This is a genomic window from Nonomuraea sp. GTA35, from assembly GCF_041950525.1.
Taxonomy (GTDB): domain Bacteria; phylum Actinomycetota; class Actinomycetes; order Streptosporangiales; family Streptosporangiaceae; genus Nonomuraea.
Genome location: NZ_JBGNUV010000004.1, coordinates 424,165 through 438,659 on the forward strand (window position 1 = coordinate 424,165; position 14,495 = coordinate 438,659).

Consider the following 14,495-nt stretch of genomic DNA (forward strand, 5'->3'; position numbering starts at 1 on the left):
CAGACTGCCACCGCCTAAAGGCCGCGAGAAGGGGATCGTAAGCCCGGCCGGTCACCGTGGAGTCATGGACACCAAGGAGGGCAGCACGATGACCCAGACCGCCGAGTACGAGCTCACCCGATTCTTCGACGCGCCCCGCGAGCAGGTGTGGGCGGCGTGGACCGACCCCGAGCGGTTCTCCCGCTGGTTCGGGCCGGAGACGCTGGCCACGCCGGTGGGCCGGATCACGCTCGACGCCTGGCCGGGCGGGGTCTGGCGGGCCACGCTGGTGGGCGAGGAGGGGTTCGAGGTGACGCTGGACGGGACGTACCGGGAGGTGGCGGCGCCGGAGCGGCTGGTGTTCACCACCGGCGACCCCGACGACCCGGGTGACGGACCGGCGTCAATCGTGACGGTCACGCTGACCGACGCCGGCGGCAGGACCGAGATGCGGTTCCACCAGTACGGGGTCAACACCGACCAGGAGCACGCCGAGGGGGCCAAGGCGGGCTGGATCGAGTTCTTCGACCGCCTGGCCGCCCACGTGCACGATCAGAGCAGGTCCTGGGCGTCGTCCAGCTTGTAGGTGCCGCCCTGCGCGAACGCGGCCGCGAACGCCTCCTCGCCGAGCGCCTCCCGTGTCCGCACGGTTACCCGCTCGATGTCCTCCAGCTCGGCCGCGTTCGGCGGAAGCTGGTACCCCTCCCTGGCGGCCGCCGCCAGGCCCAGCAGCAGGGCCGACTTCCCGGTGGGCCCTGCGGCGGCGGCCGCGCCCTCCACGGCGCCGATCGTCGTCCTGGGGTCGCCGATCTTCCAGGCGAACGCCAGGGCCTCCGCGTGCAGCGCCATGGCCCCGGCCAGGTCGCCGCGCAGCTCGGTGAGCCAGCCCAGCTCGATGAGGGTGTCGGGCAGGTGCAGCGCGGGCTCGCCGTCGGGGTCGCGGGACAGCCCTTCGAGCAGGTGGTGCAGGTGCCGCTCCGCCAGGTCGAGCCGGCCTGCCCTGCGCGCGGCGTAGGCCAGGCCCATCTCGGCCATGGTCTGGCCCTTGCTGTACCCCTGGGCGTTCGCCTGCTTCAGCGCGTTCCCGCACAGCTCGATGGCGCGCTCGTACTGGGCGCTCTCCAGGGCCACCCAGCCCAGCCAGGCCGTGTGCGTGGCGACCTCGGGCCACAGCCCCAGCTCCTCGGCCATCCGCAGCCCCTCGCCGAACAGGCGGTTCGCCTGCTCGGCGTCGCGCCGCATCTCGGCCAGCGAGGCCAGCCACTCGGTGGCGCGCAGCAACCCCCACCGGTCTCCCAGCTCGGTGAACAGGCGGGCGCTCTCGCCCGCGATCCGCTCGATCGCCTCCTGGTCGCGCACCGTGAAGGCGTCCATGGCCTGCCTGGTGAGCGCGGCGGCGATGCCCCACCGGTCGCCGATCTCCCTGAACGTGGCCAGCGCCAGCTCCGTCTGCTCCTGCCCGGCCGGCATGTCGTCGACGTGCAGCCCGACGAAGAGCCTGGCCCTGGCGCGCTCCCCCGGGTCCTCGACCGCGTCGAGGACGGGCTGCCAGCCGGGCTGCTCGCCGAGGCAGAGGGCGAACCCGGCCTCCCAGGCCGCCGCCCTGTCCCGCGCCGGGTCGTCGTCCTGCTTCGGAACGGCCAGCGCCTGCGCCATGGCCCGCCTGCCCTCGGCCAGCCTGCCGCGCAGGAACCAGTACCAGGCCAGCGCGTTCACCAGCCGGGCCGCGCTGTGCGCGTCGCCGCGGGCCGCCGCCGTGTCGAGTGCCGCCCGCATGTTGGCGGCCTCCGCGTCCAGGCGCAGCAGCCAGTCTCGCTGCTCCGGCCCGTACAGGGCGGGTTCTGCCCGTACGGCGAGGTCCAGGTAGTGGCGCAGGTGCGCGTGGTGCACGGCGTCGAGCTCGCCCGCGTCGGACATCCTGGCCCGGCAGTACTCCGACACCGACTCCAGCAGGCGGTACCGGACGCCGGTGGGAGCGTCCACGACCACCACCAGTGACCGGTCCACGAGCCTGGCCAGCAGGTCCAGCACGTCCGGCGCGGCGGCGGGTTCCCCGTCGGCGCAGACGGATTCGGCGGCCTCCAGCGTGCAGCCGTCGACGTGCACGGCCAGGCGGCGCAGGACGACGCGCTCCTCCTCCGGCAGCAGGTCCCAGCTCCAGTCGATCACGGCGGTGAGCGTCTGCTGGCGGGCCGGCGCTCCCCGCTGCCCCGAGGCCAGCAGCCGGAACCTGTCGTCCAGCCGGGCCACCACGCCCTGCACGCCGAGCGCGCGCACCCTCGTCGCGGCCAGCTCCAGCGCCAGCGGGATGCCGTCGAGCCGCCTGCAGAGCTGCGCGACGGCCTGCGCGTTGCCGGCCTCCAGCCGGAACCCGCGGGCCGAGGCGGCGGCCCTGGTCACGAAGAGCCGCACGGCGTCGGAGCGGGCCATGACGGCCAGGTCGGCGCCGGCGGGCACGTCGAGCGGCGGCACGCTCCACAACACCTCGCCCGCGACGGCCAGCGGCTCCCGGCTCGTCGCCAGGATGCGCAGGTCGGGGCAGCTGCGCAGCAGCACCTCGGCCAGCTCGGCGACCTGCTCGACGACGTGCTCGCAGTTGTCCAGCACGAGCAGCATCCGCCGCGGCCTGAGCACGGACGCCAGCCGCGCCGCCAGGGCGGCGTCGACACCGGCGGCGTCGGGCCTGCCGCCGCCCGGAGCGACGGGGACCCCGGCCTCCTCCCTGATGTCCAGGGCCGCCATGACGGCCTCCGCCGGCGAGCGGGGGCCCTGGTCGAGCGCGACCAGCCAGGCGCCGTCCGCGAACGTGTCGAGCAGGCGGTTCGCGGCCTCCAGCGCCAGCCGGGTCTTGCCGACGCCGCCGCTGCCGGTGAGCGTGACCAGGCGCTCCTCCTCGACCAGCCCGCACACCTCGGTCAGCGCCTCGTCGCGGCCGATCAGCTTGCTGACGGAGGCGGGCAGGTTCGTCACGGGACGGTCGGCGGGCACGCTCAGCGCCGGATCCTGCCCGAGGATCGCCTGGTGCAAGGCGACCAGCTCGGGCCCCGGGTCGAGGCCGAGCTCGTCGGCCAGCCGCTCGCGCAGCTCGCCGAAGCTGGCCAGCGCCTCGCTCTGCCGCCCCGCGCGGTACAGGGCCCGCATGTGGACGGCGCGCAGCCGCTCCCTGAGCGGGTGGCGGTCGACCAGGTCGCCCAGCTCGCCCACGAGCAGCCCGTGCTCGCCCAGCTCCAGCCGCGCCTCGGCGTGCTGCTCCAGCGCCGACAGCCGCTGCTCCTCCAGGCGGTGGACGGCCGACCTGGTGTACTCCTCGTCGGCGAAGTCCGCGTACGCGGGCCCCCGCCACAGCGCCAGCGCGTCGGCCAGCAGCCCGGCCTTGGTCCTGGGGCTGTCGGTGGCCTCGGCCCTGGCCAGCAGGTCGGCGAAGCGCACGGCGTCCACGGCGCCCTCGTCGGCGCGCAGCAGGTAGCCGGGGGCGCGGGAGACGACGAGGTTCTTGCCGCCGGGCTCGGCGTCCTCGAACGCCTTGCGCAGCTGCGAGACGCGCACCTGCAGCGCGCCCGCCGGGTTGGCCGGCGGCTCCGCACCCCACAGGTCGTCGACCAGCCGGTCGACCGACACCGGATGACCCTCGTGGACGAGCAGGTCCACGAGGAGCGCCCGGACCTTGAGACCGGGAATGGTGACGGTCTCCCCGGCGTCCGTCCAGACGGCCAACGGCCCAAGCACCCCAAATCGCATGCACGTCACCCTACGAGAAGCGTCCGACAAACGGCAGGACGGCGGATGGCGAGAAGCGAGCCGGTGCGGTCCAGCGGAGACGCGCACGCTGCTCTTCCTCGCGGCAAGTCGCCGGGGCTCCGGATCACGCCGCGGTGAGCGTCAGGACGGCGGGGCCTTCCTGGCGGAGCCGCGGTAGAGGTCGGCGTCGTAGCGGCGGTCGTTGTCGTCGAGCTTGGCCCGCGCCGCCTCCAGCAGGTCAACGCCCAGGACGTCGGCCAGCCGGACGAGGTAGAGGGTGACGTCGCCCAGCTCGGTACGCATCCTGGCCAGGGTTTCCGGATCGGGGCTGCGCGACTGCTCCGCCGTGAGCCACTGGAACTCCGCCACCAGCTCCCCGACCTCGCCCGCCAGCGCCATCGCCAGGTTCTTCGGGGTGTGGAACTGCTCCCACTCCCTGACCCGCGCGAACTCGCGCAGCCGCGCGGCAAGGCGCTCCAACTCCGTCGTCACGCCACCCGACCCTATCGAGCCCTGCGGGTATGTTGCGTAGCGTGAATGGGGTCGAACTGTTCCTGCTGGGCCGGGCGCTGATGAAGATCGGCGAGGAGGCGATGCCGTCCGAGGGGATGGGCGACCAGTCCACGAGCGCCCGCACCGTCCTGATCGTCGTGAGCGACCTGCGCGCCCATCCGGAGACGACGGTGGGCGAGATCGCCGCCCGTACGGGGCTGCCGCAGAGCGCCGTGTCCGCGGCCATCGGGCGGTTGCGCACCGTGGGCGCCGTGATCGCGGAGACCGACCCGCGAGACCGCCGCCGCACGATCATCCGGGAGGCGCCCGAGGTGTCGGAGCAGGTGACGCGGGTACGCGACACCCCCATCGACGACGCGCTCGCCACGGCGCTGGGCACGGACGACCCGCAGCGGGTCCGCGAGACCGTGGCCGCGCTGGAGGAACTGGCCGACCGGCTCATCCCCCAGCTACGCAAATAACGCGCGCTCCTGCGCACCGAGGTCGCGATGCTGCCCGGCAGCCACCACGGACCCCGTGCGGACGCCGCCCGCCTGCGCGAGCTTCTCCCCGAACTCCTGCCTGCCCCCCTGACCGCACACGTGTACGCTTCCGCGCGTGTCGGAATTATCGGTCCCGGGCTACGAGATCAAGGGCGTACTCGGCCAGGGCGGCTTCGGGGTGGTCTACCTCGCCCTGCAATCGGCCGTCGGCCGTGAGGTGGCGCTCAAGGTCGACAACCGGGTGCTGCTGTCCGAACGCGACAGGCGCCGCTTCCTGCGCGAGGTGACGGCGGCCGGCGCGCTGTCCGGCCATCCGCACGTGGTGCCCGTCTACGACGCGGGGCTGCTGCCGGACGGGCGGCCGTTCATGGTGCTGGAGCTGTGCCCCGGCGGCTCGCTGGCCGGGCGGACGCTCTCCCCCGCCGACGCCAGGGACGTCGGCGTCCGCATCGCCGACGCGCTCGCCGCCGCACACGCGCAAGGCGTGCTGCACCGCGACGTGAAACCGGCCAACATCCTGCTCAACCGGTACGGCCAGGTGGCGCTGTCGGACTTCGGCCTGGCCACCATGCCCGCGTCCGGCCCCGACGCCTCGGTCACCCGCGAGTCGCTCACCCCCTCCTACGCCCCGCCCGAGGCGTTCGAGCTGGCCGAGCCGTCACCCGTGGGCGACGTGTACGCGCTCGCCGCCACCGTCTACGCGCTGCTGTCCGGCCGCCCGCCCCGGTTCCCGGAGAGCGGCGTCCCCAACCTGGCGATGATCCTCGCCCTGCACCGCCTGCCCGTCCCGGACATCCCCGGCGTGCCCCCGGAGCTGACGGCCGTCCTCCGCCGCGCCCTGGCCGGCGACCCCCGGCAGCGCACCCCCAGCGCGGCGGCCCTGCGCGACGAGCTGGCCGCCGTCCCGCTCCCGCCGTCCACCCCCGCAGGCCGCCACGCGCTCGCCCCCACACCGCCGCCCCCGGCGCCGGCGCACCACTCGGCCCCCGCCCCGGCATCGGGACGCCACTCGGCGCCCTTCGCCCCGGTGCCCCCGCAGCCCACCAACCCGCCGCACGAGCCGGTCACCAGGCCCCCGGCGGCACCCCACGGCATCAACAAGGTCCTGGTGGGGATCATCGCGGCCCTGTCGCTGGTGATCGTGGCCGGTGCGGGCGTGTTCGTCTACACCCAGGTCATCCAGCCGCCCGCCAAGGGCGAGCAGGAGACCGCCGCCGCGCCGAGCACCGCCGCCACGACTCCGGAGAAGGAGCCCAGCGTGTTCGCGGGCCTGGACACGTACACCGAGAACTGCCCCGCCGCGAAGGTCAAGGGGGCCGGTGCGGCGTGCGTGCGGGAGGCGGAGTGCTGGGGCGGCCTGGTCATCATCGTGGGCGACACGAAGGCCAGGCGGCTGGGCTGCGAGGAGTCCCACTCGTGGGAGACGTTCGCGGTCGCGCCCATCCCGAAGGACGCCGAGACGTACGTGCAGCAGGACCTCGCCAGGCACCCGGCCGTGAAGAAGGTCTGCAGCCGCACGGTCCTGCTAGCCACCAGGACCGGCACGGCGCGGAGCTTCGCCGCCGCGCAGTGGAAGGCGGACGTGATGCCGCCGTCGCAGTCCCAGTTCGAGGACGGGGTGCGGTTCTACCGCTGCATCGCCAGCCGGACCGGTGTGGACTCGCGCAGGTCCTACTTCCACTGACCTGTTCAGGCGACGCGGGAATCGTACGTCTCGCGGTTGGCGAGCACATCGTCCATGTGCGTCTCGGCCCAGCCCTTGAGACCGCGCATCATGTGGTGCAGGGAGATCCCGAGGTCGGTCAGCTCGTACGTGACCGTGACGGGTACGGTCGGCGTCACGGTGCGCGTGATGAGACCGTCACGTTCCAGGGAGCGCAGCGTCTGCGTGAGCATCTTCTGGCTGACGCCGGCCAGCAAGCGGGACAGCTCGGAGTAACGCATCGACCGGGGCTCACCCACGCAGCCCGCGCCCTGCAGAGGCGAGCCGGCGCTGCCGAGCGCGGCCAGGATCAGGGTGACCCATTTGTTGGAGATCCGGTCGAGCAGCTTGCGGCTTGGACATGCCGCCATGAAAGCGTCATATGCCGCCTTGTCCTGGGCCCTCTTCTGGGCCGCCGTCGTCGTCGCCATCGACCGCTCCTCCAACCCGCCGGTGTGTTACGCACTTCGAAGTGCCTGCTTCCTGTCAGGAAGTTACCTCTCCATACTGGAGCAACGAACCGACAAGCACCACCCAGCTCAACACGTAAAGGCAGAGGTATGAGCACGATCCCCGCTTCGCTTCCCGGCGGCACCTGGGCCCTGGGCGACCTGACCGTCACCCGGTTCGGCTACGGTGCCATGCAGCTCGCCGGCCCCGGGGTGATGGGACCGCCGGCCGACCGCGACAGCGCACTCGCCGTCCTCCGCGAGGTCGCCGGCCTCGGAATCACCCATATCGACACCAGCGACGCCTACGGACCGCGCGTCACCAACCTGCTCATCCGGGAAGCGCTGCACCCGTACCCGGAATCGCTGCACATCGTGACCAAGGTCGGCGCGACCCGTGACCAGCACGGCGGCTGGCCCCCGGCCCGGCGGCCGGAAGACGTTCGCCGTTCCGTGCACGAGAACCTGGAAGCCCTCGGCCTCGAGGTGCTCGACCTGGTCAACCTCCGGCTCGGCGACGCCCAGGGGCCGCGGCCAGGCTCGCTCGCCGAGCCGTTCGAGACCCTCGCCGAGCTCCAGCGGCAGGGTCTGATCCGGCACCTCGGAGTGAGCAACGCGACGGCGGAGCAGGTCGCCGAGGCGCAGGCGATCGCGCCGATCGTGTGCGTGCAGAACATGTACAACCTCGCCCACCGGCACGACGACGAGCTGGTCGACCAGCTCGCCGAGCAGGGGATCGCCTACGTGCCCTTCTTCCCGCTCGGCGGCTTCAGCCCGCTCCAGTCCTCGGCGCTCTCGACGGTGGCCGCCCGGTTGGACGCGACGCCGATGTCCGTCGCCCTCGCCTGGTTGCTGCACCGGTCGCCGAACATCCTGCTCATCCCCGGCACGTCGTCGGTGGCGCACCTGCGCGAGAACGTCGCCGGCGCGGGGCTCTCGCTCTCCGATGAGGACCTCGCCGAGCTGGACAAGATCGGCCACTAGGCAGTGGCCTCGCCCGGCACGGCCCGGAAGAGGTACGGACGGCCGGCAGGTTCACAGCCGCCGGACCCGGAGCACGCCCGTCAGCATGGGAAGGGTGAACTCGCCGCCGGCGGTCTCGGGCCGGCTCGCGAGGAAGGCGCGGATCCGGCCGAGCGCGGCCGCTCGTTCCTGGTCGGGCATGACCAGCATCCCCGCCCGAGTGGCGAGCGTCGCGACGAGGGAGCCGGCGGTGCGGAGCTGCCCGTGCGGGAACTCCGCCTGCTCCGGAGAGCCGAACCGGGCGGCCTCGCCCGTCCTGGGCAGGTGCATGCCGGCCGTCTCGGCGCGCCAAGCGGCGGGCGTGTCGCGCGGGCCGACAGCCGCGCTCCCGCTGACCCGCGCGAGCCCGGCCACCCAGCCGACGCTGTCGTCGAGCAGGTTCCACAGGCCGGCGAGAATGCCGCCGGGGGCGAGGACCCTGGCCATCTCGGGGCCCGCGACGGCTATGTCGAACCAGTGCATGGCGTTGCCGGCCAGCACGGCGTCGACGGACGCGTCCGGCAGGGGGATCGCCTCGGCACTACCCGGCAGGGCGCGCACAGCCGGCAGCTCGCGGCGCAGCTCGACCAGCATCGCCGGGTCGGGCTCGACCGCGGTGACGTCGGCGCCCAGCTCGACCAGCGTGGCGGTCAGCTTGCCGGTTCCAGCGCCGAGGTCGAGCACTCGCGGGCCGGGTGCGGGGGCGAGCGCCCAGTGCACGGCGGCGTGTGCGTAGTCGGGGCGGTGCTCGGCGTATGCGGCGGCCGCTGCGCCGAATGATGAGCTGTGCTGGAGCCGTTCGTCCTGGTCCATGCGATTCCCCCTGTCCTTGCCACGCGAAGCGCCCCTTCCGAAGCCCTTTCGGTGTGGGTCGCGGACGGCTCGCCCCGTGAACGGGCAACGGGTGGGCGCGGCTGGCCAACCTACTCGTAGCGGGCCGTGCTGTCCCTGACGATGAGTTCCGTGGCCAGTTCCACCCGCTTCGTCTCCGGCACCTCTCCGTGGCCCATCGCCAGCACCGTTCGCGTGGCCAGCGCCGCCATCTCCTGCAGCGGCTGGCGGACGGTGGTCAGCGGGGGCCAGGCCGACTTGGCCAGCGGCAGGTCGTCGAAGCCGACCACGCTCAGGTCCTCGGGTACGCGCAGGCCGCGTTGCCTGGCCGCCTCGAAGACGCCGAACGCCATCAGGTCGCTCCCCGCGAAGATCGCCGTGGGCGGCTCGGGGAGGGAGAGGAGGGCGTGGCCCTGGTCGTGGCCCGACTCCACGAGGAACGTGCCGCGCCTGATCAGCTCGGGGACGACCGGGAGGCCTGCCGTTTCCAGGGCCGCCCGGTAGCCGTCTATGCGCGCCTGGCTGCACAGCATGTCGGCGGGGCCGCTGATCATGCCGATGCGGCGGTGCCCGAGCTCCAGCAGGTGCCGGGTGGCCGCCAGGCCGCCGTTCCAGTTGGTGGCGCCGACCGAGATCACGCCCGGTGCGGGCTCGCCCTCGGGGTCCACCACCGCGAACGGCAGGGAGCGCGCGCTGAGCTGGGCCTGGATGCCGGTCGAGAGCCGCGAGGCGACTATCACCACGCCGTCCGTGCGGCGGGCCGCCAGGCGTTCCAGCCAGTCGCGGCCGGGGCCCGCGTGCGTGTGCAGGACCGAGATGACGACGCTGGCGCCGGCCTCGTGGGCCGCGCTCTCCGCCCCTCGGACGATCTCCATGGCCCAGGGCGACTCGATCTCCGCGAAGACCAGGTCCACCAGGCCGGCCGGGGTGTCGTCCTGGCTGATGCGCCGCTGGTAGCCATGCTCCTGCAGCAGCCGTTCGACCCTGTGGCGGGTCGCCGGAGCGACCTCCGGACGCCCGTTGATGACCTTCGAGACCGTCGGTATGGAGACCCCGGCCTCCTCCGCGATCAGTGCGATCGTCACCCGCCTCTTCGCTGACACAAATCGGGAGTGTATCCGAAAGTTTCGGTTTGGGATCGCTCCCGGCCGAGGTGTTGACGCTTTACATGGCGTTTACCTACGATCACGCCAAAGAAATTATCGGGGGGTTCACGAAACTTTCGACTATTCGCTGAGGAAGGGACCCCTATGAAACGCACTGTCGTGTTGGTCGCCGCCGCGGTGCTCCTGGCCGGCTGCGGCGGCGGTGGCGGGGAGGCAGCGCCTCAGCAGGGCACGGGCGGCGCGCCCGCGAAGGTGACGCTGGAGTGGTGGCACCTCTCGACCGCCGAGCCGCTCAAGTCGCTCTGGGCGCAACGCGCCAAGGAGTTCGAGGCCAAGAACCCGCACGTCACGATCAAGGCCACGGTCCTGGAGAACGAGGCGTACAAGGCCAAGCTGACCACGATCACGCAATCGGGCAACGCGCCCGACGTCTTCGCCTCGTGGGGCGGCGGCGTGCTCAAGCAGCAGATCGACGCCGGCCTGGTCAAGGACATCTCCGCCGACGTCGCCGACGTGCTGCCGACCTTCACGCCCGCGGCGCTCAGCGCGTACCAGCTGGACGGCAAGACGTACGGCCTGCCGACCGACATCGGGCTGGTGGGTTTCTGGTACAACAAGAAACTTTTCGAAAAGGCAGGCATCACGGAGCCGCCCGCCACCTGGTCGGCGTTCCTGGAGGACGTCAAGAAGCTGAAGGCCGCGGGCGTCACCCCGATCGCCCTGGCGGGCAAGGAGAAGTGGCCCGGCCACTACTACTGGGCCTACCTCGCCCTGCGCATCGCCGGTCTGGACGCGCTCAAGCAGGCGGCCGTCGACCACGACTTCACCAAGCCCGACTTCGTGGCCGCCGGCCAGCAGGTGAAGGCGCTGGCGGACCTGCAGCCGTTCCAGAAGGGCTTCCTGGGCGCCGCGTACTCCACCCCTGACGGCCAGTCCGCCACCGTGAGCAACGGCAAGGCGGCCATGGAGCTGATGGGCCAGTGGGCGCCGAGCGTGCAGCAGGACTCGGGCAAGGGCCTCGGCGAGGACCTCGGCTTCTTCCCGTTCCCGGCGGTCGAGGGCGGCAAGGGCTCGATCGGCGACGCGTTCGGCGGTGGCGGCGGGCTGACCGTCGGCGCGGACGCGCCCAAGGAGGCCGTGGACTTCGTCAAGTTCATGACCGAGATGGGCAACCACTCCAAGGCCGTGGAGTCCGGCGGCGTGCTGCCGGTGCTCAAGGGCGAGGAGAGCGCGGTCAAGGACCCGAACCTCAAGCAGGTGGCGACGCTGCTGGCCGGTGCCAGCGGCTACCAGCTCTACCTGGACCAGGCCTACCCGCCGGCCGTCGGCCAGCAGGTCAACGACAGCGTGGCCGAGCTGATCGCCGGTACGAAGACGCCTGAAGAGGTCGGCGCGGACATCACCGAAGTGGCCAAGAGCGAAGCCGGATGACGACGCTCACGAAAGGGCCGGAGGCTCTCAAGCTTCCGGCCCCCGCGCCTGCCGCCCGGCGCCGCGGCCGCTGGGTGACGATCACCCTGTTCCTGCTGCCCGCGCTGGTGCTCTTCTTCATGCTGGTCGTGGCCCCGATGCTGGTGGCCCTGTACGCGAGCGTGTTCCGATGGAACGGCTTCGGCGGCCTGCCCACCAACTTCATCGGCCTGGACAACTTCACCCGGCTGTTCAGCAGCGAGATCTTCGCCCAGGACCTGTGGCACCTGCTGGTGCTGGTCCTGCTGTCGACCTGCGTGCAGCTGCCGTTCTCGCTGGCCATCGCCATGCTGCTGAACCAGCGCATGCGCGGGCGGGCGCTCTACCGCGTGCTGTTCTTCGCGCCGTACGTGTTGTCCGAGGTCATCACGGGCGTGCTGTTCTCGCTGATCCTCTCTCCTGACTCGGGCATGGCGAACCAGGTCCTGTCGGTGTTCGGCTGGGAGTCGGAGTGGCTGGCGAACCCCGACACCGTGATGCCGTCGCTCTTCCTGGTCATGACCTGGAAGTACTTCGGCTTCCACATGATGATCTATCTGGCGGGACGGCAGAACATCCCGAACGAGCTCATCGAGGCCGCCCAGATCGACGGCGCGACGGGCTGGAAGACGTTCAGGCACGTCACGCTGCCGCTGCTCGGCCCGACGATCCGGATCAGCATCTTCCTGTCCGTCATCTACACCATCCAGCTGTTCGACCTGGTCTGGATCCTCACCGGCGGCGGACCCTCGCACGCCTCGGAGACGATGGCCGTCACCATGATGGACTGGGGCTTCAAGCGCTCCCAGGTCGGCTACGCCAGCGCGATCAGCGTCGTGATGTTCGCGCTCAGTCTCGTCTTCGCCCTCGTCTACCAGCGGCTCGTGATGCGCCGCGACCTGGAGGGCGCGATGACCTCCCAAGGGGGACGGCCATGAGCCACAAGAAGCCGCTCAAGCGGCGGCGCAACACGCTGCCCCTGCACGTGATCGCGATCATCGTCGGCGTGTTCATGGTCATCCCGGTCTTCTACGCGCTGCTCGGCGGCTTCAAGGACAACAGCGAGCTGTCCGAGAACCCGTTCGGCCTGCCCGGCGAGTGGATCACCGCGAACTACACCGACGTGCTGGGCTCCGGCTCGTTCTGGCGGCAGATGTGGAACAGCACGTTCATCGCCGTCACCACGACCGTGGTGACGGTCGCGCTGTCGGCGCTGGCGGCGTTCGTCTTCGCCCGCTTCGCCTTCCGCGGCAGGGAGCTGTACTTCACGCTGTTCACCGCGGGGCTGATGTTCCCGTTCGCGGTGGCGATCCTGCCCATCTTCGTGCTGCTGCGCACGTTCGGGCTGCTGGACAACCCGCTCGGGGTGATCCTCACGCAGGCCGCCTTCGGGCTGCCGCTGACGATCATCATCCTGCGCGGCTTCTTCCGCAGCATCCCGGGCGAGATCGAGGAGGCGGCCACGATCGACGGGTGCTCGCCGTTCGGCTTCTTCTGGCGAATCCTGCTGCCGATGGCCAGGCCCGCCATCGCCACCGTCTCGGTGCTGGCCATCGTGGGGAGCTGGAACAACTTCATGCTCCCGCTGGTGGTGTTCAGCGAGGAGACGAGCTGGACGCTGCCGCTGGGCATCCAGCAGTTCCAGGGCCAGTACGCCTCCGACACCGCCCGCATCCTGGCCTACCTCATCCTGGCCATGGTGCCCGCGCTCGGGTTCTACGCCATAGCGGAACGTCACCTGGTCGGTGGGCTCACCGCGGGTGCGACGAAGGGGTGACTCCATGCTGCACGTGTCCGGAACCCATCTCGTGACGGACGACGACGCGCCGGTACGGCTACGGGGGGTGGGTCTCGGGGGCTGGATGAACATGGAGAACTTCATCACCGGCTTCCCGGCCGACGAGAGCTCCATGCGGTACGCGGTGCGCTCCGTGCTCGGCGACGACCGGGCCGAGCTGTTCTTCGACCGGCTGCTGACCTCGTTCTTCACCCAGCAGGACGCCGCGCTGCTGGCCGGGCTGGGCATGAACTGCGTGCGCATCCCGGTCAACTACCGCCACTGGGAGTCCGACGAGCGCCCGATGGAGATCGACCAGCGCGGCTTCCGCCACCTGGACCGGGTGATCGACCTGCTGGGCGAGCACGGCGTCTACAGCGTGATCGACCTGCACGCGCTGCCCGGCGCCCAGAACCAGCACTGGCACTCCGACAACCCCACCCACGTGGCCGCGTTCTGGCAGCACCGGCACTTCCAGGACCGGGCGGTACACCTGTGGGAGGTCATCGCCGACCACTACCGCGACCATCCCTGGGTGGCCGGCTACAACCCGGTCAACGAGCCCGGCGACGTGTCGGGCAAGGTGATCGGCCCGTTCTACGACCGGCTGGTCAAGGCGATCAGGGCCGCCGACCCGCGGCACGTCCTGTTCCTGGACGGCAACACCTACTCCACCGACTTCTCGATATTTCGGGAGGTGTATGAGAACACCGTCTTCGTCATGCACGATTACGCGCTGGCCGGGTTCGCCCACGGCGGCCCCTACCCGGGGTACACCCGCGGCGAGTGGTGCGACCGGGCCGAGCTGGAGCGCACCTTCGCCAAACGCTCCCGCTTCCAGCGCGAGACGGGCACGCCGCTGTGGGTGGGCGAGTTCGGGCCCGTCTACACCGGGGACCCGGCCGTGGACCGGCAGCGCTACCAGATCCTGCGCGACCAGCTCGCGATCTACGACGAGCAGGACGCGGGCTGGTCGCTCTGGACGTACAAGGACGTGGGGTTGCAGGGGCTGGTCCACGTCTCGGAGCCGTACCTGGAGCGGTTCGGCGGCTTCATCGCCAAGAAGCGGCGGCTCGGCGTGGACCGCTGGGGCTCGACGATGGAGGAGTCGGCCGAGGCGCTGGCCCCGCTGCACGCGCTGGTCGAGACGGAGTTCCCCGAGTGGCACCCCTACCCCTGGGGCGCGCGCTACCAGACCGACGACCTGATCAGGCACATCCTGCTGGCGCAGGCGCTGCTGCCCGAGTACGCCGGGCTGTTCCGCGGGCTCGGCGACGACGAGCTGCTCGTGCTGGCCGACTCGTTCCTGCTGGAGCGGTGCGTACGCCGCGAGCCCCTGCTCGACCTGCTGGCCGACAACCTCAAGGGCTGAACCCGCCGTCCCGGACGCTTGCCGGGTGCCGGCGGGCAGGCGGGCTCGGCCGCCTGGACGCGGGAAATGTCGGGTGGATCTGGTAGGACAGGCTT

13 protein-coding genes are annotated in these 14,495 nt (G+C 71.6%); 8 read left to right on the forward strand and 5 right to left on the reverse strand.

Annotation, left to right across the window (positions count from 1 at the left end):
* Positions 1–64: 64 nt before the first annotated feature.
* A complete protein-coding gene (locus ACBJ32_RS20395; protein WP_375128043.1) occupies positions 65–565 on the forward strand; it encodes an SRPBCC domain-containing protein in 501 nt (166 codons plus the stop codon).
* Here ACBJ32_RS20395 and ACBJ32_RS20400 read toward each other — a convergent pair.
* Positions 532–3,693: a BTAD domain-containing putative transcriptional regulator gene (locus tag ACBJ32_RS20400; protein ID WP_375128044.1), complete on the reverse strand. Its 3,162-nt coding sequence runs from the start codon at positions 3,691–3,693 to the stop codon at positions 532–534. The genes ACBJ32_RS20395 and ACBJ32_RS20400 overlap by 34 nt on opposite strands.
* Positions 3,694–3,858: 165 nt before the next feature.
* Positions 3,859–4,209, reverse strand: a complete 351-nt coding sequence (locus tag ACBJ32_RS20405) for a nucleotide pyrophosphohydrolase (RefSeq protein WP_375128045.1) — start codon at positions 4,207–4,209, stop codon at positions 3,859–3,861.
* 41 nt (positions 4,210–4,250) lie between these two features.
* On the opposite strand from ACBJ32_RS20405, the gene ACBJ32_RS20410 reads away from it, so the two are divergent.
* Together ACBJ32_RS20410 and ACBJ32_RS20415 are read left to right on the forward strand one after the other, a co-directional pair.
* Positions 4,251–4,691 (forward strand): MarR family transcriptional regulator, encoded by a 441-nt coding sequence (locus tag ACBJ32_RS20410; RefSeq protein WP_375128046.1) that lies wholly within the window; start codon positions 4,251–4,253, stop codon positions 4,689–4,691.
* A 136-nt stretch (positions 4,692–4,827) separates the two neighbouring features.
* The gene (locus ACBJ32_RS20415) at positions 4,828–6,396 is read left to right on the forward strand and encodes a serine/threonine-protein kinase (RefSeq protein ID WP_375128047.1); all 1,569 of its coding nucleotides are present in this window, start codon (positions 4,828–4,830) and stop codon (positions 6,394–6,396) included.
* Positions 6,397–6,401: 5 nt separating this feature from the next.
* Here the strand turns inward: ACBJ32_RS20415 and ACBJ32_RS20420 are convergent, their stop codons facing one another.
* The gene (locus ACBJ32_RS20420) at positions 6,402–6,845 is read right to left on the reverse strand and encodes a winged helix-turn-helix transcriptional regulator (RefSeq protein WP_375128048.1); all 444 of its coding nucleotides are present in this window, start codon (positions 6,843–6,845) and stop codon (positions 6,402–6,404) included.
* Positions 6,846–6,974: 129 nt separating this feature from the next.
* Between ACBJ32_RS20420 and ACBJ32_RS20425 the strand changes: the two genes are divergently transcribed.
* Complete coding sequence (locus ACBJ32_RS20425) at positions 6,975–7,847, forward strand: aldo/keto reductase family oxidoreductase (RefSeq protein ID WP_375128049.1); 873 nt, start codon at positions 6,975–6,977, stop codon at positions 7,845–7,847.
* 51 nt (positions 7,848–7,898) lie between these two features.
* Here ACBJ32_RS20425 and ACBJ32_RS20430 read toward each other — a convergent pair whose 3' ends face one another.
* Together ACBJ32_RS20430 and ACBJ32_RS20435 are read right to left on the reverse strand one after the other, a co-directional pair.
* The gene (locus ACBJ32_RS20430; protein ID WP_375128050.1) at positions 7,899–8,678 is read right to left on the reverse strand and encodes a class I SAM-dependent methyltransferase; all 780 of its coding nucleotides are present in this window, start codon (positions 8,676–8,678) and stop codon (positions 7,899–7,901) included.
* 110 nt (positions 8,679–8,788) lie between these two features.
* The gene (locus ACBJ32_RS20435) at positions 8,789–9,799 is read right to left on the reverse strand and encodes a LacI family DNA-binding transcriptional regulator (protein ID WP_185109745.1); all 1,011 of its coding nucleotides are present in this window, start codon (positions 9,797–9,799) and stop codon (positions 8,789–8,791) included.
* A gap of 147 nt (positions 9,800–9,946) precedes the next feature.
* Between ACBJ32_RS20435 and ACBJ32_RS20440 the strand changes: the two genes are divergently transcribed.
* The 4 genes from ACBJ32_RS20440 to ACBJ32_RS20455 are packed head-to-tail and all read left to right on the forward strand — an operon-like array spanning position 9,947 to position 14,400.
* Complete coding sequence (locus tag ACBJ32_RS20440) at positions 9,947–11,233, forward strand: extracellular solute-binding protein (RefSeq protein ID WP_375128051.1); 1,287 nt, start codon at positions 9,947–9,949, stop codon at positions 11,231–11,233.
* Entirely contained in the window at positions 11,230–12,189 is a 960-nt protein-coding gene (locus ACBJ32_RS20445) for a sugar ABC transporter permease (protein WP_357888880.1), read from the forward strand. The genes ACBJ32_RS20440 and ACBJ32_RS20445 overlap by 4 nt, the downstream gene beginning before the upstream one ends.
* Positions 12,186–13,028, forward strand: coding sequence for a carbohydrate ABC transporter permease (locus tag ACBJ32_RS20450; protein WP_357888883.1), 843 nt, complete (start codon positions 12,186–12,188; stop codon positions 13,026–13,028). The genes ACBJ32_RS20445 and ACBJ32_RS20450 overlap by 4 nt, the downstream gene beginning before the upstream one ends.
* A gap of 4 nt (positions 13,029–13,032) precedes the next feature.
* Entirely contained in the window at positions 13,033–14,400 is a 1,368-nt protein-coding gene (locus ACBJ32_RS20455) for a glycoside hydrolase family 5 protein (RefSeq protein WP_375128052.1), read from the forward strand.
* Positions 14,401–14,495 lie beyond the last annotated feature (95 nt).

Bases quoted from the DNA above. Each gene is read 5' to 3' on its own strand.
- ACBJ32_RS20395 (WP_375128043.1), top strand. From the start codon at position 65: ATGGACACCAAGGAGGGCAGCACGATGACCCAGACCGCCGAGTACGAG.
- ACBJ32_RS20420 (WP_375128048.1), bottom strand. From the start codon at position 6,845: ATGGCGACGACGACGGCGGCCCAGAAGAGGGCCCAGGACAAGGCGGCA.
- ACBJ32_RS20425 (WP_375128049.1), top strand. From the start codon at position 6,975: ATGAGCACGATCCCCGCTTCGCTTCCCGGCGGCACCTGGGCCCTGGGC.
- ACBJ32_RS20430 (WP_375128050.1), bottom strand. From the start codon at position 8,678: ATGGACCAGGACGAACGGCTCCAGCACAGCTCATCATTCGGCGCAGCG.
- ACBJ32_RS20440 (WP_375128051.1), top strand. From the start codon at position 9,947: ATGAAACGCACTGTCGTGTTGGTCGCCGCCGCGGTGCTCCTGGCCGGC.
- ACBJ32_RS20445 (WP_357888880.1), top strand. From the start codon at position 11,230: ATGACGACGCTCACGAAAGGGCCGGAGGCTCTCAAGCTTCCGGCCCCC.
- ACBJ32_RS20450 (WP_357888883.1), top strand. From the start codon at position 12,186: ATGAGCCACAAGAAGCCGCTCAAGCGGCGGCGCAACACGCTGCCCCTG.
- ACBJ32_RS20455 (WP_375128052.1), top strand. From the start codon at position 13,033: ATGCTGCACGTGTCCGGAACCCATCTCGTGACGGACGACGACGCGCCG.